Origin of the sequence: Streptosporangium sp. NPDC023825, from assembly GCF_040639575.1 — a bacterium.
GTDB lineage: Bacteria > Actinomycetota > Actinomycetes > Streptosporangiales > Streptosporangiaceae > Streptosporangium.
Map to the genome: position 1 here is coordinate 259,252 of NZ_JBFAAE010000002.1, position 24,421 is coordinate 283,672.

Below are 24,421 nucleotides of genomic sequence, written 5' to 3' on the forward strand. Positions count from 1 at the left end.
CCCGCGAGCGCCCGAATCCCCGGTTTTCCCGAGGGCGTAGCGCTTGATCGGCATGTCGCGGTAAGCCTGGGGCAGTCGGCAGTGCCCCGGCATGCCCGTCCCAGGCCGCTCCCCCCGGAGGAACGATGTCGCTTGACCCCGCGATGCCCCCCGAGCGGATCGGCGACACCGGCGTGCTGCGCTGGCCCGGCACCTGGCGGGTGTACGTGGCCACCCGGAGCGAGGAGATCAGGGCCGACGCCGAGCGGGCCCTCACGATGCGCGACGAGGCGGGCCAGCTGGTCTCGGTGGGCGAGGGCATCGGCACGCACCTGGCCCGCGCGGAGACGTACGCGCGCAGCAGGCACGGCGTGCGGCGCTGGCTGACCGGCCAGGCCGTCGAGGGCGCCTGGTCCAACGTCAACAGCGCGACCGTGATGCTGTACGGCGTGCTGCCGACGGCGGAGCTGTGCGGGCGGGGCCCGGAGGTGGCGGCGATCGGCCGGGCCTACCTGCCCGGCGACGACCCCCGGCTGGTCCACCTCCAGGCCAGGCTCGCGGCGGGGGACCTGGGGGAGAACGACAGGCCGCTGATGCAGTCGGTGCTGCGGGCCGCGTACACCGCGCAGGCCATGGAGACCGGGCGGGTCCGCAGCTTCCGCAACCTGCTGCTCGGCGGGGTGGTCATGCTGACCCTGATCGTGCTGGGCGTGGTGGTCATCGGCGCGATCTGGCCGAACGTCATCCCGATGTGCGGCAACCAGTCGGTGATCCGCACCCAGGGGCTGATGCCCGCCCAGATCTGCCCGACGGGCGGCCTGCAGCCCGGCCACGGCGACGTCCCGCTCGTGGCCCTGATCGGCATGCTGGGCGCGGCGCTGGCCACCGCGGCCTCGCTGTCGACCCGCTCGGAGCTGTCCACCCGCTACTCGCTGGCGGTCGTCCAGAACCTTCTCAAGGCGCCCGCGGGGGTGGCCACCTCGGTGCTCGGGCTGCTGATCCTGAACTCGGGCTTCGTGCCCGGTTTCGCGGGGCTGGGCTCGCAGCCCGCGATCCTGGTCTGGGCGATGGCGTTCGGGTACGGCCAGCAGGTCGTCACCCGCTTCGTGGACCAGAGGGCCGACAACCTCCTGTCGGCCGCCTCACCGCTCACCGCCGCGGGCGGCACGAAGGACAGGTAGCGCCGCCCGCCAGAGCGGCGCCCCTGCATGTCCCACGGCCGCCGGACCATGAGATGATCTTCTGCGCGGCACGGCCGCGAGCGGTGCGGGAGACATGGTCGAAGGGGCGCGGGGACACCGGGGAGCACGGGCGGGCGGGCCGCCGGCGCCCGCCGCCGCGAGGGCCGATGATTACCGGCGATCCGAGGGGTAGTTCCCCCCTGAAGTGGCCGTTTCAGGGGCATCCAACGGCTACTGTTGGCCGGATAAACCTCGGCTGCCGCCCCGCGCCACATGAATCACCCGAACCACTTCAAGGAGCATGACGCATGGTCCGTTACCGCGTGCGCGGTGGCAACCCACTTCGTGGAACCGCCTTCATCCAGGGCGCCAAGAACGCCGTGCTTCCCATGATCGGCGCGGCGCTGCTGGCGTCCAGAGGCCGGACGGTCCTGCGCAACGTCCCCATCATCGAGGACGTCCGCCGTGCGGTCGAGCTGGCCGAGACGGTCGGTGCCACGGTCGAGCTCCACGAGGCGGAGCGCACACTGGTGATCGACGCCTCGACGCTCAGCAGCCCGGTCCTGCCCGCCGAGATCGCCCGCCGCTTCCGCGGTTCCGTGCTGTTCGTGCCCGCCCTGCTGCACCGCCTCGGTGAGGCGATCATCGAGGGCGTGGGCGGCTGCAACCTGGGCAGCCGCAACCTCGACTTCCACTACCTGGGCTACAAGCGCCTGGGCGCGCTCGTGGACGAGGGCGACTCGGTCATCCACGTCAAGTCGGCGGGCCTCACCGGCGCCACCCTGTACCTGGACACCCCCTCGCACACCGGCACCGAGAATCTGATCATGGCCGCCGCCCTCGGGCGCGGCACCACCGTGATCGAGAACGCGGCGCTGGAGCCCGAGGTCCTCGACGTGATCGAGATGCTGACCCGGATGGGCGCGAAGATCAGCGGCGGCGGCACGGGCTTCATCACCGTGGAGGGCGTGGAGGAGCTCCAGGCCGTCGAGCACACCGTGATGCCCGACCGCCTCGACGCGGGCGTGTTCGCCATGGCCGCCGCCGTCACCGGCGGCGAGGTCAACCTGGTCGGCGCCGACCTGGACCACCTCGGCGTGGTCCGCTACAAGCTGGAGCAGATGGGAGTGGAGTTCGCCGACCACGGCGCGGTGCTCCACGTACGCAGGGACCGCCCGCTGCGCCCGATCAACGTGATCACCGACACCTACCCCGGTTTCGCCACGGATCTGCAGTCGCCGATCATGACGGTCGCCTGTCTCGCCGACGGTGCCAGTTACATTCATGAACGCATCTTCGATGGGCGTTTCGCTCTGGCCTCAGAGCTGAACAAGATGGGCGCCGATATTGAGGTGAAAGAGAACAGTGCTGTCGTTCGCGGCGCCACTCCGCTCACCGGGACACAGGTGACCGCGCACGATCTGCGTTCCGGAATCGCGCTCGTGCTCGCGGGCCTGGCCGCCGAGGGGGAGACCGTGATCGAATCCGGATATCTCATCGACCGCGGGCACTCTTATCTGGCCGAGCGTATGCAGTCCCTGGGGGCCGATGTGCGGCGAGAGATTTCAGCTTCATAATCAGCAGGTTTGAGACGCTCAAAAACCGCTCTGACCTGTGTAAACGATGCCAGTCATGGCTTTAACCCGGAAGTTGCTTCCGGAATTGGCCGCAAATCGGGCGTGACATTACGGCCCTCGCGAGCGATCGTTCCAAAAGAGAGCCGAAAACAAACGGACGGCATGATGGGACGAACATTGGTCGAGCGGGCCGAAGAAGCGCCACGAGTGTCACGCCCGGGTGCCATGACACCGGACCTCACTATCGGTGTGGTGGGCCCCCATGACCTCGTCGAACGGGTGATGTTGATGGGGCATGCGGCTGCCCCGTTACCCTGCCGCCTGGTGGCGGCGGCATACCGTGACGAGCAGGAGGCAGCCGACAAGGTCACCCGGCTGGGAGCCGGGGTCGACGCATGTCTGTTCGCCAGCCCGGTCCCCTACGACCTGGCCCGGCGATCGGGGGTGCTGACGATGCCCGCGACGTATGTCCAGCTCGGCGGCGCCGCGCTGATCGCCGCGCTGGCGAGGGCCGCGCTGGACGAGCGGATAGACCCGCGCAGGGTCAGCATCGACGTCCTGGGCAGGGCAGAGGTCGAGGAGGCGTACAACGATCTAAGTCTCCCCTCGGGGGATGTGCAGAGCCGCGACGAACCGGGCGCCACCGGTACGATCGCGGCCTTCCACGAACGCCTCGCCCGCCAGGGCAGCACGAGCGGGGCGCTCACCTGCCTGCCCGCGGTCGCCGACCGCCTCCAGACCGCGGGGGTGCCCGTGGTGAGGATCCGCCCCACCTCCGCCGCGGTGCGCACGGCGCTGCACACGGCGGCCCTGCTGGGCGCGCACCACAGACTGGAGGAGTCGCAGCTCACCGTGGTCCTGGTGGAGGTGCCCACGCTGCGCGAGCCGGTCCGCCGGGCCGCGCCGCGCTACTGGCGCGACGAGCTCCGGCTGTCGCTGCACCGGTTGCTGGTGCAGGAGGCCAACCGGATCAACGCGTCGGTCACCGCGGTCGACGACCACAGCTACATGGTCACCGCGACCCGCGGTTCGGTCGCCGCGGCCACCGAGGGCTTCCGGGTCCTGCCGTTCGCCGCGCGGGTCCGCGACGAGCTGGGCCTGGCGGTCGAGGTGGGCGTCGGCATGGGCCGCACCACCCACGACGCCGAGTCGCACGCCAGGGCCGCGCTGGCGCGCACCCAGGCGGGCAAGCAGGCCCAGGGCTTCGCGGTCGACCGCGAGGGCAGGGCGCTGATCCCGGCGCCCAGGATGCCCCCTCAGGGCGCCGGACCGCTCAAGCCGAAGGGCGTGGAGGTCCTGGCCCGCCTGGCGGCCAAGCTGGAGGGCGGGGACACGGTGGTGGACGCGGAGGGCGCGGGCAAGATGCTCGGCGTCACCCCGCGCACGGCACGGCGGTTGCTGCGCACGCTGGTAGACGAGGGACTCGCGTGGCCGCTTCCGCCGAACCGGACGCCGCAGCCGGGGCGCCCCCGGCAGCTGTACCGGCTGATCGTGGAGAAGCTCGGCACCCGCTGAGCCCCGCGCGCGGTCCGCACCGACCTGGAGGCTTCCGCCGCACCCGGGCGGCGGAACCTCCCAGGTCACGGCGCGCCGGTCCCGGCGTGGCGTGACCCGCCGGCTCGCGGCGCGCCTCATCGCGGGCTGTTCACCACGGCCCGCCCGGCCCGGCGTGTTCACCGCGGTTTGTTCATTCCGGCCTGTTTGTTTTGGCCTGTTCACCGGTCCTGTTCACCGGGTCCGTTCATTCCGGCCAGCCCGTTACGGCTCGCCCGGCCCGGTGCGGCGAAGCTCCCGGGCCGCGACTCCCCGGGACGCGCTCCGCCGGATCCGGCCGGACGCGGTGTCGCCGAAGGTGTCGCCGCACCCGGCCGGTCACGGTCCGCCCCGCCGGATCCCGAGGTCCGAAACCCGCGAGCGGATTGTCGGTTTCAACCGCTATTGTCATGAGCTATGGGTCAAGACAGTACTGACAGCCGCAAAGCGCTCCTCGTCTGGGGGGCGCTGGCGATCGTGTACGTGGTGTGGGGTTCCACGTACCTGGCGATCATGATCACGATCGAGACGATCCCGCCGCTGCTCAGCGGGGCTGTCCGCTTCGTCACGGCCGCGCTCGTCCTCGGCGCCGCGGTGTACCTGCTGAAGGGCCGGGACGCCTTCCGGATGACCTGGAAGCAGGCGGGCGGGGCCGCCCTGGTCGGCCTGCTGCTGCTGACCGGCGGCAACGGCATGGTCGCCGTGGCCGAGCAGCACATCTCCAGCGGCCTGGCGGCGCTGCTGGTGGCCTCGACACCGCTCTGGCTGGTCGTCTTCAGGATCCTGTTCAGGGACCGGCCACGGATGCTGACGCTCGTGGGGGTGCTCGTCGGGTTCGGCGGCGTGGCGGTGCTGTCGCTGAGCGGCGGAGGCAACGCGGCCGACGGCGCCGGGATCGCCATCATCCTGCTGGCGTCGCTGTCGTGGGCGATCGGCTCGTTCCTGGCCTCCCGCATCCCGATGCCCGCGAACCCCTTCTCCGCGAGCGCCGTCGAGATGGCGGCGGGTAGCGTCGGGCTCGCCCTGACCGCCGCCGTGGTGGGCGAGCGCCTCGACGCCGCCACCGTCTCCGCGCGGTCGTGGACCGCGCTGGCCTATCTGATCCTGATCGGGTCGCTGGTCGGCTTCACGGCGTACGTGTGGCTGCTGGGCAACGCCCCGATCTCGCTGGTCTCCACCTACGCCTACGTCAACCCGGTCGTGGCGGTCGTGCTGGGCGCCCTCGTGCTGAGCGAGCCGGTCACCGGCTCGATGGTCGCCGCCGGCGTGGTGATCGTCATCGGAGTGGCCCTGGTGGTCTCCACCGAACGGCGCGGGAAGCCGGAGCCCGCACCGGAGGCGAAGCCGGAGCCCGCGACCGTGTAGCCCGCGACCGTCCAGGCCGTACAGCCCGCGACCGTGCAGGCCGTGCAGGCCGCGGGCACCCGGCGCGAAGGCGGTCCGGCGCGGGGGCCGGAACAGGGGGGCCGGAATGGGGACGGCCCGGCGCGCGGCCGGGCCGAGCCGGACAGGTCAGGCGGGTTCAGCCGGGTCAGGCGCTCCGGAAGGCCGACGCGGCGGCCAGGAAGGTGTCGTTGGCCTCCGGGTCGCCGATGGAGACGCGGGCGCCCTCCCCGGCGAAGGGCCGCACCGCGACGCCCTCGGTCGCGCACGCCCCGGCGAAGTCGAGCGTGCGCTCCCCCAGCCGGAGCCAGACGAAGTTGGCCTCGCTCACCGGCACCTCCCAGCCCTGGGCGATCAGCGCCTCGCGGACCCGGTCGCGCTCCTTGACCACGGCCTCGACCCGCTCCATCAGCTCGTCCTCGGCGGCCAGCGAGGCGACCGCGGCGGCCTGGGCGAGGTGGTTGACCGCGAACGGCACGGTCGTCTTGCGGACGGCGGACGCCACCGGCTCGTTGGCGATCAGGTAACCCACCCGGAGCCCGGCCAGGCCGTACGCCTTGGAGAAGGTCCGCAGCACGGCCACGTTCGGCCGGTCGCGGTAGACGGTGAGCCCGTCGGTGACCCCGGCGTCCCTGACGTACTCGCGGTAGGCCTCGTCGAGCACGACGAGCACGCTCTCCGGCACCCGGTCGAGGAAGGCCTCCAGCTCGGCCGCGTGGACGACCGTGCCGGTGGGGTTGTTCGGGTTGCAGACGAAGATCATGCGGGTGTGGGGGGTGATCGCGTCGGCCATGGCCTCCAGGTGGTGCGTCTCCCCCAGCAGCGGGACCCGCACCGAGGTCGCCCCTGCCAGGTCGGCCAGGAGCGGGTACGCCTCGAAGGACCGCCAGGCGTAGATCACCTCGGCGCCCGGCTCGCTCACGGTCTCGAAGAGCTGCTGGGCCACCGTCACCGAGCCCGCGCCGAGGGCGACGTGCTCGGCCGGGACGCCGTATCTCTCGGCGATCGCCCCGGTCAGCTCCGTGGCCGCCGGGTCGGGATAACGGTGCATCTGGGTCGCCGCCCTGGCGACCGCCTCGACCACCGAGGGCAGCGGCTCGTAGGGGCATTCGTTCGAGGAGAGCTTGTAGGACCGGCCGTCGGCGGACACCACGGCCTTGCCCGCCCGGTAGGCGGGCATCGTGTCCAGGATCGCGCGGAAACGAGGCATGGCCTTACTTTATGAGCAGCGGGCGGATGGGGCATCCTGTAACACTGGAGGTGAGAGGCATGCCCGACCGGAAGGACGACATGAGCATCGCACCGCTGGCCGACATCGAGCCCATTCCCGACTGGGCAATTCCTCCCATAGAGGGCTTCACCGCCGATGACCTCGATCGGCTTCCGGGGATCCCCCCTCACACGGAACTCATCGATGGCACTCTCGTGTTCGTGAGCCCCCAGACCCGTTTTCACGCTCTCGTGCTGTTCCTCCTGCACAAAGAGCTTGATCAGGCTGCTCCCGCCCATCTTCGGGTGGAGCAGGAGATGACGGTGAAGCTGGGGCGACGTCAACGGCCGGAGCCCGACCTGGTGATCCTCCACGCACACGCACCCTCCGAGATGTCACGGACCTTCTACGAGGCGGCGGACGTGCTGCTCGCCGTCGAGGTCGTCTCCGAGGAATCCGAGGAGCGCGATCGCAACCGCAAGCCCCAGATGTACGCCGAGGCCGGCATCCCCCACTTCTGGCGTGTCGAGAACATCGAGGGCCGCCCCAGCGTCCACGTCCACGAACTGAACCCGGTGACAAGGGTGTACGCGCTCACCGGTGTCCATCAGAATCGCCTGAAGCTCAGTCTTCCCTTCGACATCGACATCGATCTGACGGATATCGCCAACCCTCGCGGTCGATAGCCACGTCTGGCGACCGTGCCGGTACAGGCCCTGATCGATGACCGGCCGGTGTTCCTGGAACATCATGCGAGCGCGGTGCGATCGGCCCAGCGGCCGGGTGCCGGCTACTCCTTCAGGGAGCGGAGCATCGGGGGGTGCAGCGCCACGGCGGGGCCGCGGCGGTAGAGCTTGGCGGGGCGGCCGCCGTCGCGGGTGGTGGTGCCGCCGGTGGGCACCAGGAAACCCTCGGCCTTGGTGACCTTGCGGTGGAAGTTGCGCGGGTCGAGGGGACGGCCCCAGACGATCTCGTAGACCCGGCGCAGCTCGGCGACGGTGAACTCCGGCGGGCAGAAGGCCGCGCCCAGCGGGGTGTACTCCAGCTTGGCGCGGGCCCGCTCGATCCCGTCGACCATGATGCGCCGGTGGTCGAAGGCCATCTCGCGCAGCAGCGCGGAGACCGGCTGCCAGCTCATGTGCGCCTCGGTGGAGGTCGGCAGGTGCGGGGCGAGACCGAGGTAGGCCACGCTCAGCACGCGCTGGCGCGGGTCGCGGTCGGGGTAGCCGTAGGTCTGGAGCTGCTCCAGGTGCACGGGGGCGCCCGGCAGGCCCGCCCGTTCCGCGAGGACCCGGGCCGCGGCCGCGGGCAGGTCCTCGTCGAGCTGGATGAAGCCGCCTGACAGGGCCCAGCGTCCCTCGTACGGCGGATTGTCGCGCCGCCAGACGAGCGCGCTCAGCACCTGGCGGCGCACCGTGAGGACGACAAGGTCCACGCTGACGGGAATGCGCGGCACCATGGCAGGCACGTTACACCGGTCAGACCCGCACGCGGACGTGCAGCGGCTCGGTGGCGGCGCGTCCGTCGGCCGCCGCGACCGAGACCTGGACCCAGGTGTCGTCCGGCACCTTGGACCAGTCGAACGGGATCCACGCCGTGCTCATCCGCACCGGCAGGTCCGGCGGCGGCTCGGTCAGGTTCACCCCGGCCACGTCGACGACGTGGGGCTCCTTCTGGCCCTTCCAGGTGAGCGTGACCTTGGAGCCCATGGGGATGTTGTAGCCGCGGATCTCCACGCCGTCCTGGATGTCGCGCTGCATGCGGATCGCGTCGGCCGCGATGGGCCGGTCGTGGTCGCGGGCGATCTCCTCGGCGAGGGACGGGGAGCCGCAGGTGTAGAAGTCGCTCCACATGTAGGAGACGACCTTGGAGACGTAGCGCCCGACCTGCGCCACGGCCGTGTCGAGCCGCTCCTTGTCGGTGCGCCCCCGCTCCGAACCCGCGGCGCACCGCTCCTCGCCGGTCGGCTCGAAGGCCTCGACGTTGGCCCAGAGCTGCACGTTGAAGCCCTGCTCGACCATCCTGGTCCTGGCCAGGGACATCTCGCGGTAGTAGTCGCGGGTCGAGCCGTGGTAGGCGTCGCCGTTGGTCTTCTCGTCGACGGCCGGGCGCAGCCGCTCGTCGACCTCGTCCTCGCGCTGGTCGGGCCAGAACAGCCCGACCTTGCCCGTACCCCGGCTGTCCTGCGGGGCGATGATCCCGACGCCGGTCCTGGCGAGGGCCTCGAAGCCCTTGGCGACCTGCTTGGGGGTGGCGCTGAACGGCCGCTCCTTGCGGGCGTCGAGATAGGGGCTGACGAGGACGGGCCTGCCGGGCATCTCCTGCTCGACGATCTCGTGCTGCGAGGCGTAGACCCTGAGCGTCGGGTGGTCGTCCTCGGAATCGCCGATGTACTTCATCTCGCGCATCTGCAGCTCGAACGGCTGGTAGAAGCCGCCCAGCGACTCCCGGTCCTGGAAGCGCGCCCCGTAGTCCTGCATGATCCGCCGGGTGAGCGTGGTGAGCGTGTCCGTGCCCTGCTTGGCGGCCCGGGTCTTCTGCGCCGGGTCGCGGGGGGCGAGCGGCAGCGCGGGGTAGACCTTCACCCCGAACCGGTCGCCGAGGTCGAGCAACTCGGTGAGGCTGTCCTCGTGCGCGGCCGCGACCAGGATCACGTGGTAGCCGCGCCCCCTGGCCCGGATGTTCGAGCAGCTCGGGTCGTCGGTGCCGTCGTCGGGGGCGACGATCCGGTAGAAGACGGTCTTCTCCGTGACGATCTTCCGCTCGAACTCGGGGCAGCGGAACAGGCCGGGCCCGAACGCCTCGTCGGTGCGGTAGACGAACGTCCAGCTCACCCGGTTGCCGGGGTTGGCGGCCCTGAGGTCGTTCTCCGCCGCCAGCGCGCACGGGACCCCGTCCTCCTCGCACGGCTCGTAGCGGGCGTCGACGTTGCCGTCGCCGTCGAGGATCCGGCCGTCGTCGTCGACGTTGCGCGCCTGCAGGCCCCAGCCGATCCGGATCACCGTGTCGCCGCCCACCTCGTGGATCGCGCCGAACTGCCGGCGCCAGGTGCAGTGGTCGGCGGTCGGGATCAGCCAGTAGCCGGTGATGGCGTACGGCCAGCGCATCGTCGTGTCGAACGTTCCACACGGGTCGGTGAACTCGGCCACCTCCGGCACCGGGACCAGGGGGGAGGCGGAGGGCGAGGGCGAGGGCGAGGCCGCGAGCGACGAGCTCCCCGCCGTCGGGGAGCCGTTCCCGGCGGGGGTGGTCACCACGAACGCCGCCACCCCTGCGAGGATCGCCACCCCCAGGAAAGCGATGAGCCAGCGCACGTTCAGGACACTACCGTTCTTGTGATCAGGCAGACATAAGGAGCCGGGCGAGCACCGTGAGCCCCTCCGTACCGGAGATCAGCTCTTGACGCCCGCCCACGCCTCCAGCTGGGAGACGAAACGGCGGGCCGAGTTGGGCCAGTGGTGGTTCGCACGAGCCGCCGCATACCCCCGGGCGCCCCGGCCATACCGCTCCCTGGCGTCGTCTCGCAGGAAGAGCACCGCCTGGGCCACGGCCTTGGGGTCCTGCCAGGGCACGACGATGCCGCTGTCGTAGCGTTCGACCAGCTCCACCGCGCGAGGCGAGGGCGTGGTGATCACCGGGATGCCGTGGGCCATGTACTCCACGATCTTCGTGGGCATGGAGTGCCGGTAGTTGGGCTCGTCGTGCAGCAGGGAGAGCCCCGCCAGCGCGCCGTCGAGCCGCTTGAGAGCCTCGTCGTTCGGCATGAAGTCGCGCCACTCCAGCACGCCCTCCGCGACCGCCTCGTTCAGCGTCGGCCGCGACTGCGGGTCGGCGTAGCCGATCAGCTCGACCGCCACCCGGTACGGCTGGAGCAGCCGGGCCACCTCGATGGCCTCGCGCACCCCGCGCGCCCCCGACAGCCAGCCGAGGTAGACGACGCGGTCGTCGCCCGGCGGGGTCACCTCGTCGGGCACCCAGGTCTCGTTGGGCACCACCAGGTGGGCCTGGCGGAACCGTCCGGCGTAGGCGGTCTCGGCGAGCAGCAGGTGCAGGTGCCGCTCGGCCGTGCCTTCGAGCAGGCGGGCCAGGAACCGCACCGGCGGGCGCAGGAACGCGGGCAGCCAGGGCTTCAGCGACAGCGTCGCCGGAGTGTCCTCGTGGACGTCCCAGACCACCGGGGGCCGCTTGCGCATGCCCACCACCGCGAGCAGCAGCTCCGGGTCGTGGATGACCACGAGGTCGACCTGCCCGCGCATGCGCTTGAACACCTTGCGCGCGGCGCGCACGGCCGCGAACCGCTTGCGCTCGGCGGCGCGGGGGAGGTCGACGCCGTTCACCCAGGAGCGGGCCATCACGCCCCGCGCCGTGTACGGGGCCGCATACGTGACCTCATGACCGGCGTCCACGAGCGCGCGGATCTGCCGGTGCAGGATCCGGGCGTCCTCGGGGTGATGCACCACCGTCATGACGAGCACGTGCACTGCGCGCAGCCCTCCGTCGCTAGAGCCGCTCGACGCGTTCACCCTCGGCGAGCACGCCTCGGGTGTCGAGCACGAGCTTGCCTTGGTCCTCGACGACCGACAGGTCGAAGGCGGCGTGCTGCTGCAGCAGCAGCGTCACGTCGGCTTCGGCCACTGCCGTGGCGAGGTCTTCCTCACGCGGCACCTCGACGTCGTCGACGCGCCATTCCTTGACGTACGGGTCGGCGAAGACGAGCTCCGCGCCGAGCTCCAGCAGCGCCCGCGCGACCGGCAGGGCCGGGGTCTCGCGCTCGTCGGCGATGTCGGGCTTGTACGTGACACCGAGCAGCAGCACCCTGGAGCCGTTGACGGGCTTGCGCTGCCGGTTGAGCAGTCGCTGCACGCGGGCCACCACGTACGACGGCATCCGCTCGTTGATCTCCTGGGCCAGCTCGACGAAGCGGAACGGGTAGCCCAGCTTGCGCACCGTGTAGGAGAGGTAGGACGGGTCGACGGGGATGCAGTGCCCGCCGACGCCGGGCCCGGGGAGGAACTTCTGGAACCCGAACGGCTTGGTGGCCGCGGCCTCGATCGACTCCCAGAGGTCGACACCGAGCTCGTCGCAGAAGATCGCCATCTCGTTGACGAGGGCGATGTTGACGTGGCGGTAGGTGTTCTCCAGGAGCTTGGCCATCTCGGCCTCGCGGGTGCCGCTGACCGGCACGACCTGCTCGATGAACTGCGAGTAGAACCCGACCGCGCGGTCCTTGCAGGCCGGGGTGTAGCCGCCGACGACCTTCGGGGTGTTGCGCAGGCCGTACTTGGGGTTGCCCGGGTCGATGCGCTCGGGCGAGAAGGCGAGGTGGAAGTCGGTGCCCGCGGCCAGGCCCGAACCCTTCTCCAGGATGGGCCGCGCGACCTCGTCGGTGGTGCCGGGCCAGGTGGTGGACTCCAGGACCACCAGCGAGCCGGCGCGCAGGTTGCGGGCGACGGTGCCGGTGGCACCCTCGACCGCCGACAGGTCGGGGCGGTGGTCCTCGTCCAGCGGGGTCGGCACGCAGATGACGATGGTCCGGCTGTCGGCCAGGACCGATTCGTCCAGCGTGGCGGTGAAGCCCCCCGCCAGCATGTGCTCAAGGTCGGCGTCGGTCAGGTCGTCGATGTAGGACGTGCCCGCGTTGAGGGCCTCGACCTTGACGGGGTCGACCTCGAAGCCGACGACCCGCAGACCAGCCGCCGTGGCCTCCTTGGCCAGGGGCATGCCGACGTAGCCCAGACCGATGATGGCCAGGTCGTAGGCAGTCACTGGATGACCTTGGAACGCCGGAAACAACACTTCATGGTCGCAAAGGCTATCTCAAGTCCGAACGAGCTACGCCTAATGCGATTGAACGCATCGCAAACGACTGGGTTCCCCGTTACCAACACGAGACCATCAACCAGCAATCGATCGGTAAATATCACGGTAAGTCTCCGCGATGCGGCTCCACGTACGCTTCGCCGCCACCTCGGCCCGTCCGGCCTCACCCATCTCGGCCCTCCGCTCCGGATCGTCACGCAGCCCGGCGATCGCCTTGGCCAGCGCCTCGGGGTCTCCCGCGGGCACCAGAAGCCCGGCCCCTTCGGAGCCCACGAGCTCGGAGAGGGCGGGCAGGTCGCTCAGCACGACCGGCTTGCCGAGGGCCATCGCCTCGACGGGTTTCAATGGCGTAACGAGTCGGCAGACGCGCAGGTCCTCACGGGGGCAGACGAAGATGTCGATCGCCGCCTGCGCCTGCAGGGCCTCGTCGGGGCCGACCCGTCCCGGCAGGATCGCGATGTCGCCCAGTCCCAGCTCCTCGACCTGTTCGAGCAGCGCCGCCCGCTCCACGCCGTCGCCGACGAGCAGCACCCTGACCGGCGCGCCCTCGTCCCGCAGGAGCGCGGCCGCGTTGATCATGGTGGCGAAGCCCTCGTAGGCCACGATGCTCGACACCGAGCCCATCACGATCTCACCGGGCTCGATGCCGTACGCGGCGCGGAACGCCGCGCCGTCGTACTCGGCGGTGAGCAGCGCGTCGTCCACCGCGTTCGGCGCGAGATAGATCTTCTCCCTCGGCACCCCGCGCTCGACGATCTCGGTGGCCATGGTCTCCGCGAGGGTGACCACGGCGTCGGCGGAACGCATGATGAACGCCTCGCGGTCGCGCTGGAGCACGTGCCGCTGGCTGCCGATGCGCTTGGGGTCGCGGGAGGCCCAGGTCTCCTCCAGGAAGCCCCGCACCTCGTAGACCATCGGCGTGCCGGTGCGCTCGCGCACCGCCAGCGCCACCGATCCGTTGCGGTGGTCGGTCGCGGCGTGCAGCACCTGCGGTCGCAGCGTCCTGACCAGCTCGGTCACCTCTCCGGCGCCGCGGATCATCCGCCCCTGGCTCTCGAACGGCACCTCGCCGCTCGGGATCAGCCGGTGGTAGGGGATGCCGTCGATCTCCTCGTACGGCGTCGCGTCGGCGTGACCCTGCATCATCGGCCAGCCCCAGCTGGTCACGACGTGCGGGTCGAGCCCGGCGGCCTTCTGCGAGGTGACGATGCGGTGGGTGCGGACGGTGTATCCGGCCTGCGTGTACGGCAGCGCGTTGGTCACGCAGTGCAGCACCCGGCCCTGGAACCGCTCGCCCACGATCACCTTCGCCTTGGGCGGGATCGGGTTCGGCTGGATCGCGGCCAGCTCTCCGGCGTAGTAGGCGTGCCGGCGTTTGATGAAGGGGTAGCGCGTGTGGGCCTGCAGCACCGCGGCGGCCTCGCTCATCCGGCCGGAGTCGAAGTGCTCCTTCGCCTCGCTCCACGGGCCCTTCACCAGGCGCATGCCGAGCTTGCGCACGACGATCTTGGCGCGCCGCGCGACGGGCCAGGCGAACCGGCCCACGACGGGGCGGACGCTCGGCGGGAGCGTCTCGGCCGCCGCCTGCGCCACGCGCACCGGGTCGGACTTCACCTTGGTCGCCACGACCCGGGAGACGATGACCGGGTGCTGGACGAAGCCCTTGATCAGCCCGCGCAGTCCCGCCCTGGCCGACTTCGCCGACACCGGGGCCGCCGGAGGCGTGGACGACGCCGGGAGCGACGCGGGGACCTTCTCCTCGTCCTCGTCCGAGGGCCTCGCCGTGACCGCGGGCATGTCGGAGACCGGAGGCGTGTCCGGGGTGGGATGCGTGTCCGGAGTGGGATGCGTGTCCGGGGTGGGAAGCGTGTCCGGGGCCGGGGACGTCTCCGCGCTCGGCGGGGGTGGCGGCTCCGTGGGCGTGTCCACGGCGGGCTCCTCCACGACCGGAGTCGTCTCCTGGACGGAGTGCGTCTCCTGGACGGGGGACGTCTTCGGAACGGAGGGCGTCTCGGACCGTTCCGGTTCCGCGGAGGCGGAGGTCCCGGCCGCCGGAGGCGTCACCGGAGCCGAGGTCTCGGCGGGGGCCTCGACGTCTGGAGGGGTCACCGAAGCGGCGGGCTCGACGGCGGGGGTCTCAACGGCCGGAGGCGTCACCGAGGGGGAGGGTGTCGCCGGCACCGAGGATGTCGCCGGACCCGGGGGCTTCGCCGGAACCTTCGCTGGAACCGAGGGGGAGTCTGGCCTGTTGGCATCGGATACCACGCCGTGACCGTACCATAGGCAACGTTTGCCCCACTGCCGCATGAAAGGCGAGGTCAATGAGGGACTTTGCCCGTCCGGGCGCTGCTCAGGGCCCCGACAATCCCCTCGTCCTGCACGTGCTCGGCGCGCGTCCCAACTTCGTGAAGGCCGCGCCCGTGGTGCGCGCGCTCACCGAACTCGGGGTGCGACAGGGCATCGTCCACACCGGTCAGCACTACGACGCGCTCATGTCGGACGTGTTCTTCGCCGACCTCGGTCTCCCCGAGCCGATCGCCAACCTCGGCGTCGGTTCCGGCTCGCACGCCCGCCAGACGGCGGCGCTGCTGGTCGGTCTGGAGGACGTGGTGCTCGAGCACCGTCCCACGCTGGTCGTCGTCTACGGCGACGTGAACTCGACGCTGGCCGCGATCCTCGTCTGCGCCAAGCTCCACGTGCCGACCGCGCACGTGGAGGCGGGCCTGCGTTCCTTCGACCGGGAGATGCCCGAGGAGGTGAACCGGGTCGTCACCGACGGCCTGTCCGACATCCTCTTCGCCACCTCGCCGGACGCGCTCTCCCACCTGGCCGCCGAGGGCGTCGACCCGGCCCGGGTGCACCTCGTCGGCAACCCGATGATCGACAGCCTGTTCTCCGCGCTCGACCACCTCGACCCCGCCCCGGTCCGCTCCCGGCTCGGCATCCCCGAGCGGTACGCGGTGGCCACCCTGCACCGTCCCGGCAACGTCGACGACCCGGCCTCCGCCAAGGAGCTGGTCGACGCCGTGCTGTCGGTGAGCGAGCGCCTCCCGGTCGTGGTGCCGCTGCACCCGCGCGGCCGGATCCGTCTGGCGGAGGCCGGACTGGTGAACGGGGACAACCTCCTCATCGTCGACCCGCTGGGCTACGTGGACTTCCTGTCACTGGTGCGGGGCGCGACGCTGGTCGTCACCGACTCCGGCGGCGTGCAGGAGGAGACGACCATGCTGGGCGTCCCCTGCCTCACGGTGCGGCCCAACACCGAGCGGCCGATCACCATCACGCACGGCACCAACCGGCTCGTCACCCCCGCGCAGCTGCCCGCCGCGGCCGATCGCGCGCTGGCGGACGGCGCGGCGACGCCGTCCGGCGAGCTGCCCCCGCTCTGGGACGGCAAGGCGGGCCCCCGGATCGCCCGGGTGATCGAGAGCTGGCTGCGCGGTGGCAACCTCTCACCGGCCGGACAATCGGTATCGCCCAAATCCCTTTAAAACGACTATTTCGGTACGGCTATGGTCGTACGCTGGCACGACCCCTGACAAAGGCGATTCCCCATGAGCGATGAGACCCCAGAAGAGCCGAAGTTCCAGCGTCTCGGGCCGATCAACTGGCTGCCCGAGGAGCGCAAGGTCGTCGAACGCCTCGAGGAGCGCGTCCAGGACCTGGAGCGGCGGCTCGCCATCGCCGAGGCGCGGGCCGATTACGCGCAGTGGAAGCTGGAGTCGACCAAGGTGCAGCGCCCCTACCGGGTGGCCGAGGCGCTGACGGCGGCCAAGGGTCCTGGGGTCACCGCGCTGCCCGGCAAGCTGCGCTCCGCGTTGCAGGCCCGCAAGGGGCCCAAGCCGCCCCGCCCGGTGGCCGAGGTGGTCGAGGAGCTCAAGAACCAGGGGCCCGTGGTCGACGTGCCGCAGGTCAAGTGGCCCGCGGGGCCGATCGTCCGCCCCGACATGAAGGTCGCGGTCATCCTGGACGACTTCTCCCGGATGGCGTTCAAGTACGAGTGGGACCAGATCGAGTTCGGGCTCCGCGACTGGCCGGAGATCTTCGCCGAGCGCCGGCCGGAGCTGCTGTTCGTGGAGTCGGCCTGGCACGGCAACCAGGGCCGCTGGCGCTACCAGATGACCGGCACGAAGGCTCCCAAGCCCGAGCTGCTCGCCCTCATCGACTGGTGCCGCGCCGAGGGGATCCCCACGGTCTTCTGGAACAAGGAGGACCCGCCGAACTTCGACTTCTTCATCGACACGGCCAAGCTGTTCGACTACGTCTTCACCTGCGACGGCGACATGGTCCCCCGCTACCGCGAGGTGCTGGGCCACGACCGGGTCGACGTCCTGCAGTTCGCCGCGCAGCCCCGGGTGCACAACCCCATCCAGGACAAGCGCGGGCGCGTGAACGACGTGGTCTTCGCGGGCATGTACTTTCGGGACAAGCACCCCGAGCGCCGCGAGCAGATGGAGACCGTCCTCGCCCCGATCCGCGAGCTCGGGCTGCACATCTTCGCCCGCAACGGCACCGTGGACGAGAAGTACGCCTGGCCGAAGGAGTACGTCCCGCACATCGTGGGCGAGCTGCCGTACGACCAGATGCTGGCCGCGTACAAGATGTACAAGGTCTTCCTCAACGTGAACTCGGTGCTCGACTCGCCGACCATGTGCGCCCGCCGCGTCTTCGAGCTGTCGGCCTGCTCGACGTCGATGGTCTCCGGCTGGTCCCGGGCCATCGAGGAGACCTTCGGGTCGCTGATCCCGATCGCCCGTGACGAGCTGGAGTCGTACAACCAGGTCCTGCACCTGATCAACAGCCCGGAGCTGCGCGCCCGCCAGGGTCACCTGGCCATGCGCGAGGTCTTCGACAAGCACCTGTTCTCGCACCGCGTCGACCAGATCCTGGGGATCCTCGGCAAGCCGGTGCAGCAGCGGACCCGGTCGATCTCGGTGGTCCTGCCCACCAACCGCGCCTCCCAGATCGAGCACGCGATCTCCTCGGTGGCCCGGCAGATCCACCGGCCCGTCCAGCTCGTCATGGTCCTGCACGGCCTCGACATCGACCCCGTCGTCGTCGCCGACAAGGCCCGGATGGCCGGGATCACCGACGTGGTGGTCCTGCCCGCCGACGAGTCGCTGTCGCTGGGCGCCTGCCTCAACATGGGCATCGCCGCCGCCGAGGGCGAGCTGATCGCCAAGATGGACGACGACAACCTGTACGGCGAGCACTACCTGTCGGATCTGGCCCGTGCCTTCGACTACTCCGACGCCGAACTGGTGGGCAAGGGCGCGCACTACGCCTACTTCGAGGGCAGCAACACCACGATGCTGCGCCTGCCCGGGCTGGAGCACCGGTACGCCTTCCTGGTGCAGGGCGGCACCTTCCTCGGCAAGGCCGACATGTTCCGGCACTACGGGTTCGAGGACGTCACGCGCGGCGAGGACACCCGGCTGGTCCGCCGCCTCAAGGAGGACCGCGTCAAGATCTACTCGGCCGACCGGTTCAACTTCGTCTACTGGCGCAGCGGCGACAAGTCCATGCACACGTGGCAGGCCGACGACATCAAGCTCACCCGCAACGCCCAGTTCTCCTTCGCCGGGCATCCTGAGGCGCACGTCATGATCTGACGTTGTGGAGCGGTTCCCGAAAGTTTTTCTGAGGTATGGGCACGACGGCTGCTCTGCCAGGCTTCCCGACAGGTAAGAACCGGCGCGTCAGGTGGGTTCGCGCTCCGGTGGGCGGGTGCTCCGGGCGGCCGTCGTTGGTGACCGTCCGGTGCGTCAGGCCTCCGGCCTGGCGGGCGCGCTGCTTGCGGATTCTTATAAGCCGCCCGGAACACCCACCCACCTCCGCACACGACTCGTCTCGCCGTAGGCCATGCAGACCGTAGCTGCTTTGCGACGGGCCGCCCATCGGGCTCTTTGCCGCTGAAGCAATCCGTACGGCGACGTTCGTGGCCAGGCACCGTAGCTGAAGCGCCAGCGCGGAAAGGAGCGCAGGGGGCGCTCGCCAGGGCTCGCTCGCCGTGGGTGGCTTATGGGGTTCCGTCGGGGAGTACGTCGCCCGCTGGCAGACGGAACCAGACGGTGGTGCCCGCCTCGGTGTCGTGGTGAACGCCCCATCCGGTGGCCATCGTTTCCCGCGGAACCGGATGTCGACGTCACCACACAGAAGGTCATCGCAGGCTGGCGGGCGAGCGCTCGGATCAAGGCCGATCCCGCCCGCTACGCCCATGCTCGTAAGGCCACACGCGGCGACTTCGGGCCGGTGGGGGTTTCGGCGTGAGCCCGAAGCGCGGTGACCGGGTCATGGTCCTGGCAGGTCGTCACTGAGCCGAACTTCTACTCTCCCCAAGGACGCCGGTTTCGGCTGCCGTCTCCTGCGTCGGCCGTGCCCCTCCCGGGCGAGCGGCGACGTTTTCACGATCCTCGGATTTCTGCTGTAACGACGTGGCATATCCGGACATCTCCTCTGATGCAGACCCCCGGGGGAAGGACATCCGTGTGGCCCCGCCCGACTCGAAGCAGCAGTTCGAGGAGATCTACATGACCAACTACCAAACGGTGACGAGCTACGTACGGCGCCGGACCGATTCGCCCGACGACGCCGCCGACGCGATCGCCGAGACATTCGCGACCGCCTGGCGCAGGGTCGGCGAGATCCCTCCGGCGGACGAGGCCAGGCTGTGGTTGTACGGCGTGGCGCGGCGGGTGCTGGCGAACCAGCGCCGAGGGGAGAAGCGGCAGGGCGCGCTCGCCGTACGGCTGCGCGCGGAGCTGACCGTGCTGGCCGAGTCGGCGGTGGAGCAGGACCCGGACGCGGTCCGCGCGGCGTTCGGACGGCTGTCGCCCGACGACCGCGAGGTGTTGTCACTCGCCGGCTGGGAGGGGTTGGGCGCGACGGAGATCGCGGTCGTGCTCGGCTGCTCCCGGCCCTCCGCACGGGTGCGGCTGCACCGGGCGCGCAAACGCCTGGCCAAGGAGCTCGCCTCAGCCGGTCTCGACCTGGCCCGGTACGGCTCGCGTGCCACGAAACTGATGGAGGCGAAGTGATGAGGCACCGGATCGACCGCATGGTCGCCGACATCGACCCCGGCCCCGGCCCGGGTCTGACCGCCGGGGCGCTGGAACTGCTCGACGAGCTGACGGCCACCCCCCGTGAGCCCGCCACCGTCACCCGGCGACTCTCCCGGGGACCGCTCCGCCCGCGCACGGCCGCCCTGCTGGTCACCGGGTCCGCCGCCGCCGTCGTGATGGTCGGCGGGCTGCTGCCGGGCGGTCTGGGCGTGACCCCCAGCCAGGCCGACGCGCTGGACATCGAGCGGCGGGGAGCCTTCTACGTCGTCACCGTCAAGGACCTGTTCGCCGACCCGAAGCTGTACGAGGCCCAGCTCCGCGAGCGCGGTCTCGACATCCGGATGCGGGTCGAACCGGTGCCTCCGGCCGTCGAGGGCGGCATCTTCACCTGGGACACGAGGATGGACGGCCGGAGTATGGAGGAGATCGAGCGGAGCGAGGAATATGTCTCCGCGATCCGGAAGCCGGGAGCCTGCGCCGTCCAGTGGCAGTGCCCGATCGGGCTGAAGGTCCCCGTCGACTTCACCGGGTCGGCGACCGTGACGCTCGGGCGCAAGGCCAACCAGGGCGAGCGGTACACCGTGCTGCGCCCGCTCCAGGAGGTCGGCGAGCCCCTGCACTGCGTGCCCTTCCTCGGCAGGTCCGTCGATCTCGTGCGCGGGCTGTTGCGGGAACGCGGGGTGACCGTGGGCACGTACTTCGACGGCAAGGGCTCCCGCTCCTCGGTGCCCGGCACCTGGTACGTGCAGGAGGGCCACATGAGCGAGGCGGGCAAGGCCACCCTGTTCGTCACGCCCATACCCAAGCGGCCCGAGGTGCCCGGCCCGGGCATGGCCGGCGACCCCTGCCCGCGACCTTCCTGACCCCTCGGACGAGCGGCGCGTTGTCGACCTCGCGAACAGGGGCCTCGAGGAGCCTTCGCGATCGCCTCTCTCCGAAGCTGTCCGGATTCGCAAGGATCCGCACCCGCTGGTCGGCGTTCCTGGGCGGTTGGACGGTGGTGGCAGACTTCGTCCATGGATTCGGAGAGCGTCACGGCGGCGGTGGCGGGTACGTGGGAGCTCGGCGACCTGGTCGTCAACCGGATCGGATTCGGCGCGATGCGGCTGACGGCGAACGCCGACGGCACGCCGAGCGACCGTGACCGGGCGATCGGCGTGCTGCGCCGCGCGGTCGAGCTCGGGGTGAACCACATCGACACCGCCGCGTTCTACTTCTCGTCGCTGCGTTCCGCCAACGAGCTGATCAACCGGGCGTTGGCCCCGTACCCGGATGATCTGGTGATCACCACGAAGGTCGGGCCGGGCAAGGACCCTTCGGGGGCGTGGCTGCCCCTGGCCAGGCCGGAGCAGTTGCGCGGCCAGGTCGAGGAGAACCTCCGCCAGCTCGGCCGCGACCACCTCGACGTGGTGAACCTGCGCGGCCACGGACCCGACTCGATCGCCGAGCACTTCGGCGCGCTGGCCGAACTGCGCGACGCCGGGCTGATCCGCCATCTGGGCGTCTCCAACGTCAGGCCCAAGCATCTCGCCGAGGCCCTGGCCATCGCCCCGGTGGTCTGCGTGCAGAACAGGTACGGTCTCGGCGCGAGCCCCGAGCGCCGGGATTTCCTGCACGCCTGCGGCGAGCAGGGCATCGCGTTCGTGCCGTTCTTCGCGATCGCCGGGGACGGGCGCGAGACGGGCGCGAGCGGCACCGAGAACGACGAGGTCCTCGCCGTCGCGCGCGCCCACGGGGCGACGCCCGCGCAGGTCCGGCTGGCGTGGACGCTGCGGCACGGGCCGCACGTGCTGGCCATCCCGGGCACCGGCAACCCCGACCACCTGGTCGCCAACGTGGCCGCCGGTGCGCTGCGGCTCTCGGAGGACGAGGTCGCCCGCCTCGAACGGGCGACCCCGGTCACCTTCTGATCTCCGGGATGTCCGCTCACTGACGATCGGTGTCCGTTCTCGCCTGCGACGCCCCTCAGGCCGGCCGCGCGATCTCGTCGACGAGGGCGGCCAGCCGGCGTGGCTGTGACAGGAGCGGGCAGTGAGCGCTGGTGATCCGGTGAATCTCGGTGGCCTGGACCGCCATCTGCTCCTGCAGCGCGGGCGGGATGGCCTTGTCGTGCTCGGCGACGATGTAGGTGGACGGGATGTCCCGCCAGGCGGCGGCGTCGACCTTCTCCGCGAACGATCGGACGGTCTGCTGGACCAGCTCGCTCATCGCCTGTTCGGCCTCGGCGTCGGTCAGGTCGCCGTAGAGCGAGGTGCGCGGGTCGTCGATGAGCGGGAACAGGCCGCTCATGTCGTCAGGATCGGGAGCGCCGTGGAGGGTGTACAGCGACTGTCCCTTGTCCGGCATGTACGCGGCAAGGTAGATCAGCCGCACGACGTTGCCCGCTCCGGCGGCGGCCTCGGTGATCGGGATGCCCCCGTAGGAGTGACCGAGCAGCACGACCGGCCCCTCGATCGACGCCAGTTCCTCGGCCAGCACGGCGGCGTCCTCATGCATGCCCGCGGTGGGATGTTCGCCGGAGCTGCGTAGCGCCGGCGAACGCGTGTCATGGCCGAGGGCGTGCAACTCGGGCTCGAGCTTCGCCCAGCAGGTCGGCCGGTGCCAGGCGCCGTGGACGAGCATCACGGTAGTCATGAACGGTGCTCCAAGGTTCTCGTTTGCGAAGTTCGGTCGACCCGCCCGCCAGGAAGGTCCGATGGCCGTCGGCGAACCCGACGCGGGCGGGATACGCCTTTGGACGGGTGCCGACGCATGGCATGCCCGCAACTCTAAGCTCCAAGGATTGGACTTGGAATGATCCAGAGTGCAACATAGTTGCGTGAGCGTCCAGCAAGTCGATCCCCTCAACGACGTCCTCACCCTTGTCGGCACGACCAGCCGCCTGTCCGTCGGGCTGGTGGCCGGCGGCGAGTGGGCGCTGTCGTTCGAGCCGCCGCCGGCGGTCAAGTTCAACGCGGTACGCCGCGGCCACGGCCTGCTCACCGTCGACGGCGTGCCGGAGCCGATCGATCTGGCCGAGGGCGACTGCTTCCTGCTCACCCGGCCACGCGCCTTCATTTTGGCCAGCGGGCCGGGGGTGCGGCCGGTTCCGGCCCACCCGGTCTTCGCGGCGGCCACCGACGGTGTGGCCCGGGTGGGAACCGGCGAGGACGTGGTCTTCATCGGCGGCCGATTCGACTTCGGCGAGCGGGCACGGGAACTGTTGCTCGATGTGCTGCCGCCGGTGATCCACGTGCCCGGCCGCACCGCCGAGGCGGCGACCGTGCGCTGGGCGCTCGAGCAGATCGACGCCGAGCTGCGCGATAGGCCGCTCGCCTCGACACTGGTCACCGAGCATCTCGCCATGATCATGCTGATCCACCTGCTGCGCCTGCACCTGGCCGTCGCCGGGCCGGGCGCCGCGTCCGGCTGGCTGGCCGGGCTCACCGACCCGATCGTGGCCTCGGCGCTGGGGGCCATGCACGCCCGTCCGGCCCACGCCTGGACGGTGGCCCAGCTGGCCGGGGTCGCGGCGGTTTCCCGGTCGACGCTGGCCGCCCGGTTCAAGCAGGCCGTCGGGCAGGGCCCGCTGGACTACCTGACCGGTTGGCGGATCGAACTGACCGCCCAGCGCCTGCGCCGCGGCGACGAGACGGTGGCGGCGATCGCTCGTGAGGTCGGCTACGGTTCGGAGAGCGCGCTGAGCAACGCGTTCAAGCGGGTCACCGGCGCGTCCCCGCGCGAGTACCGCCGCCGGGGCCGACACGGTGACGGTGAACCTGTTCCACGCTCCGCCGGGCGAGCCGATGAGGTGCGACAACGCCCGTGATCCGTCGTGCTGCCTGGCCGAGCCGGCGGATTCCGGGCTCGGCCGCACACGCCGCGGCATCCGGCGATCACGAGGACGAGGCGGGCCGGCGTGGGTCGCAGGGTGGTACAGCGGCCCGGGGTCCGGTTCCAGACGAGATACGGCCGACACCGGCCATGGGTCGAGCTTGAAGGCGCTCGCCCGGGAAAAGAGGGCGGCACCGGGCCTCGTCCGGACCCGAACCCCGAACCGTCCCTAGCCGATCGGCCGGTAGACGCACACGTTCACGCCCGCGGCGCTGGTGACCGTGGAGACCAGTTCGAGCGTGCGCAGGCCACCGTCGTCGGGGAAGATCGACTTTCCGCCGCCGAGGATCACCGGCATGACCGTGAGCCGGAGCTCGTCGGCCAGACCCTCGCTCAGCAGGGTACGGGCGAGGGTGGGGCTTCCCATGACCACCAGGTCGCCGCCGTCGGTCTCGCGCAGCTTCCGGATGTGGGCGACGGCCTCGTCACCGGGGATACGGGTGGTGTTGTTCCACGTCAGCTCGTCGTCGTCCAGCGTCCGGGACACGACGTACTTCGGGATGGCGTTCATCCGGTCGGCGAACGGGTCGCCGGCTCGCCCGGGCCACGCCGCGGCCATGGTCTGCCACGTGCGGCGCCCGAACAGCAGCCCCTCGGCCCCGCTCATCGCGTCGTCGAAGGCACCGCCGACCACCTCCGGGTCGAAGAACGGGGCCGACCAGCCGCCGTGGGCGAAGCCGCCGTCGGTGTCCTCCTGGGGTCCGCCCGGCGCCTGCACGACGCCGTCGAGGCTCATGAACTCAATGATCACGATACGCATGGGATTCGCTCCTTGAGGGGGTGTATCGGAAGGGGGTGTATCGG

At 70.8% G+C, this 24,421-nt stretch carries 19 protein-coding genes; 11 read left to right on the forward strand and 8 right to left on the reverse strand.

What is annotated here, in order from left to right; all coding sequences use genetic code 11:
• Window positions 1–125 precede the first annotated feature (125 nt).
• The 4 genes from AB0G15_RS02945 (at window position 126) to AB0G15_RS02960 (ending at window position 5,635) form a co-directional block, all read left to right on the forward strand.
• Window positions 126–1,160 carry a hypothetical protein gene (locus tag AB0G15_RS02945; protein WP_362834750.1) on the forward strand — a complete coding sequence of 345 codons (1,035 nt, stop codon included), beginning with the start codon at window positions 126–128 and terminating at the stop codon, window positions 1,158–1,160.
• A 308-nt stretch (window positions 1,161–1,468) separates the two neighbouring features.
• The gene (gene murA / locus AB0G15_RS02950; protein ID WP_362689773.1) at window positions 1,469–2,737 is read left to right on the forward strand and encodes a UDP-N-acetylglucosamine 1-carboxyvinyltransferase; all 1,269 of its coding nucleotides are present in this window, start codon (window positions 1,469–1,471) and stop codon (window positions 2,735–2,737) included.
• 225 nt (window positions 2,738–2,962) lie between these two features.
• Window positions 2,963–4,252: a GTP cyclohydrolase IIa gene (locus AB0G15_RS02955; RefSeq protein ID WP_344746819.1), complete on the forward strand. Its 1,290-nt coding sequence runs from the start codon at window positions 2,963–2,965 to the stop codon at window positions 4,250–4,252.
• A gap of 435 nt (window positions 4,253–4,687) precedes the next feature.
• The gene (locus AB0G15_RS02960; RefSeq protein ID WP_362834751.1) at window positions 4,688–5,635 is read left to right on the forward strand and encodes an EamA family transporter; all 948 of its coding nucleotides are present in this window, start codon (window positions 4,688–4,690) and stop codon (window positions 5,633–5,635) included.
• A gap of 166 nt (window positions 5,636–5,801) precedes the next feature.
• Here the strand turns inward: AB0G15_RS02960 and hisC are convergent, their stop codons facing one another.
• Window positions 5,802–6,863, reverse strand: a complete 1,062-nt coding sequence (gene hisC, locus AB0G15_RS02965) for a histidinol-phosphate transaminase (RefSeq protein WP_362834752.1) — start codon at window positions 6,861–6,863, stop codon at window positions 5,802–5,804.
• A 59-nt stretch (window positions 6,864–6,922) separates the two neighbouring features.
• On the opposite strand from hisC, the gene AB0G15_RS02970 reads away from it, so the two are divergent.
• Window positions 6,923–7,549: a Uma2 family endonuclease gene (locus AB0G15_RS02970; RefSeq protein WP_362834753.1), complete on the forward strand. Its 627-nt coding sequence runs from the start codon at window positions 6,923–6,925 to the stop codon at window positions 7,547–7,549.
• Window positions 7,550–7,653: 104 nt separating this feature from the next.
• Here the strand turns inward: AB0G15_RS02970 and AB0G15_RS02975 are convergent, their stop codons facing one another.
• The 5 genes from AB0G15_RS02975 to AB0G15_RS02995 form a co-directional block, all read right to left on the reverse strand.
• On the reverse strand, window positions 7,654–8,322 hold the full coding sequence (locus AB0G15_RS02975; RefSeq protein ID WP_362834754.1) for an NUDIX domain-containing protein: 669 nt from the start codon (window positions 8,320–8,322) through the stop codon (window positions 7,654–7,656).
• A gap of 19 nt (window positions 8,323–8,341) precedes the next feature.
• Window positions 8,342–10,177: a DUF4434 domain-containing protein gene (locus AB0G15_RS02980; protein ID WP_362834755.1), complete on the reverse strand. Its 1,836-nt coding sequence runs from the start codon at window positions 10,175–10,177 to the stop codon at window positions 8,342–8,344.
• Between the two features lie 78 nt (window positions 10,178–10,255).
• A complete protein-coding gene (locus AB0G15_RS02985) occupies window positions 10,256–11,344 on the reverse strand; it encodes a glycosyltransferase (protein ID WP_362689755.1) in 1,089 nt (362 codons plus the stop codon).
• A 19-nt stretch (window positions 11,345–11,363) separates the two neighbouring features.
• Window positions 11,364–12,629, reverse strand: a complete 1,266-nt coding sequence (locus tag AB0G15_RS02990; protein WP_362834756.1) for a nucleotide sugar dehydrogenase — start codon at window positions 12,627–12,629, stop codon at window positions 11,364–11,366.
• Between the two features lie 129 nt (window positions 12,630–12,758).
• Complete coding sequence (locus tag AB0G15_RS02995; protein ID WP_362834757.1) at window positions 12,759–14,612, reverse strand: glycosyltransferase; 1,854 nt, start codon at window positions 14,610–14,612, stop codon at window positions 12,759–12,761.
• Between the two features lie 392 nt (window positions 14,613–15,004).
• Between AB0G15_RS02995 and wecB the strand changes: the two genes are divergently transcribed.
• From wecB to AB0G15_RS03020, 5 genes are all read left to right on the forward strand, one after another.
• Complete coding sequence (gene wecB / locus AB0G15_RS03000) at window positions 15,005–16,174, forward strand: UDP-N-acetylglucosamine 2-epimerase (non-hydrolyzing) (RefSeq protein ID WP_362834758.1); 1,170 nt, start codon at window positions 15,005–15,007, stop codon at window positions 16,172–16,174.
• 63 nt (window positions 16,175–16,237) lie between these two features.
• Window positions 16,238–18,295 carry a glycosyltransferase gene (locus tag AB0G15_RS03005; RefSeq protein WP_362834759.1) on the forward strand — a complete coding sequence of 686 codons (2,058 nt, stop codon included), beginning with the start codon at window positions 16,238–16,240 and terminating at the stop codon, window positions 18,293–18,295.
• 876 nt (window positions 18,296–19,171) lie between these two features.
• A complete protein-coding gene (locus tag AB0G15_RS03010; RefSeq protein WP_362834760.1) occupies window positions 19,172–19,720 on the forward strand; it encodes an RNA polymerase sigma factor in 549 nt (182 codons plus the stop codon).
• Window positions 19,720–20,607 carry a hypothetical protein gene (locus AB0G15_RS03015; RefSeq protein WP_362834761.1) on the forward strand — a complete coding sequence of 296 codons (888 nt, stop codon included), beginning with the start codon at window positions 19,720–19,722 and terminating at the stop codon, window positions 20,605–20,607. The genes AB0G15_RS03010 and AB0G15_RS03015 overlap by 1 nt, the downstream gene beginning before the upstream one ends.
• A gap of 153 nt (window positions 20,608–20,760) precedes the next feature.
• Window positions 20,761–21,654 (forward strand): aldo/keto reductase, encoded by an 894-nt coding sequence (locus AB0G15_RS03020; protein ID WP_362834762.1) that lies wholly within the window; start codon window positions 20,761–20,763, stop codon window positions 21,652–21,654.
• A 55-nt stretch (window positions 21,655–21,709) separates the two neighbouring features.
• Here AB0G15_RS03020 and AB0G15_RS03025 read toward each other — a convergent pair whose 3' ends face one another.
• Window positions 21,710–22,378, reverse strand: a complete 669-nt coding sequence (locus AB0G15_RS03025; RefSeq protein ID WP_362834763.1) for an alpha/beta hydrolase — start codon at window positions 22,376–22,378, stop codon at window positions 21,710–21,712.
• A 184-nt stretch (window positions 22,379–22,562) separates the two neighbouring features.
• On the opposite strand from AB0G15_RS03025, the gene AB0G15_RS03030 reads away from it, so the two are divergent.
• Window positions 22,563–23,552, forward strand: coding sequence for an AraC family transcriptional regulator (locus tag AB0G15_RS03030; RefSeq protein WP_362834764.1), 990 nt, complete (start codon window positions 22,563–22,565; stop codon window positions 23,550–23,552).
• A gap of 234 nt (window positions 23,553–23,786) precedes the next feature.
• Here the strand turns inward: AB0G15_RS03030 and AB0G15_RS03035 are convergent, their stop codons facing one another.
• Window positions 23,787–24,377 carry a dihydrofolate reductase family protein gene (locus AB0G15_RS03035; protein ID WP_362834765.1) on the reverse strand — a complete coding sequence of 197 codons (591 nt, stop codon included), beginning with the start codon at window positions 24,375–24,377 and terminating at the stop codon, window positions 23,787–23,789.
• Window positions 24,378–24,421 lie beyond the last annotated feature (44 nt).

Excerpts from the sequence above, each read along its gene's own strand:
- AB0G15_RS03005 (WP_362834759.1), top strand. The coding sequence starts at position 16,238 with ATGAGCGATGAGACCCCAGAAGAGCCGAAGTTCCAGCGTCTCGGGCCG.
- wecB (WP_362834758.1), top strand. The coding sequence starts at position 15,005 with ATGAGGGACTTTGCCCGTCCGGGCGCTGCTCAGGGCCCCGACAATCCC.
- AB0G15_RS02945 (WP_362834750.1), top strand. The coding sequence starts at position 126 with ATGTCGCTTGACCCCGCGATGCCCCCCGAGCGGATCGGCGACACCGGC.
- AB0G15_RS02970 (WP_362834753.1), top strand. The coding sequence starts at position 6,923 with ATGCCCGACCGGAAGGACGACATGAGCATCGCACCGCTGGCCGACATC.
- AB0G15_RS02960 (WP_362834751.1), top strand. The coding sequence starts at position 4,688 with ATGGGTCAAGACAGTACTGACAGCCGCAAAGCGCTCCTCGTCTGGGGG.
- AB0G15_RS03035 (WP_362834765.1), bottom strand. The coding sequence starts at position 24,377 with ATGCGTATCGTGATCATTGAGTTCATGAGCCTCGACGGCGTCGTGCAG.
- hisC (WP_362834752.1), bottom strand. The coding sequence starts at position 6,863 with ATGCCTCGTTTCCGCGCGATCCTGGACACGATGCCCGCCTACCGGGCG.
- AB0G15_RS02955 (WP_344746819.1), top strand. The coding sequence starts at position 2,963 with ATGACACCGGACCTCACTATCGGTGTGGTGGGCCCCCATGACCTCGTC.
- AB0G15_RS03015 (WP_362834761.1), top strand. The coding sequence starts at position 19,720 with ATGAGGCACCGGATCGACCGCATGGTCGCCGACATCGACCCCGGCCCC.
- AB0G15_RS03020 (WP_362834762.1), top strand. The coding sequence starts at position 20,761 with ATGGATTCGGAGAGCGTCACGGCGGCGGTGGCGGGTACGTGGGAGCTC.
- murA (WP_362689773.1), top strand. The coding sequence starts at position 1,469 with ATGGTCCGTTACCGCGTGCGCGGTGGCAACCCACTTCGTGGAACCGCC.
- AB0G15_RS02975 (WP_362834754.1), bottom strand. The coding sequence starts at position 8,322 with ATGGTGCCGCGCATTCCCGTCAGCGTGGACCTTGTCGTCCTCACGGTG.
- AB0G15_RS03025 (WP_362834763.1), bottom strand. The coding sequence starts at position 22,378 with ATGACTACCGTGATGCTCGTCCACGGCGCCTGGCACCGGCCGACCTGC.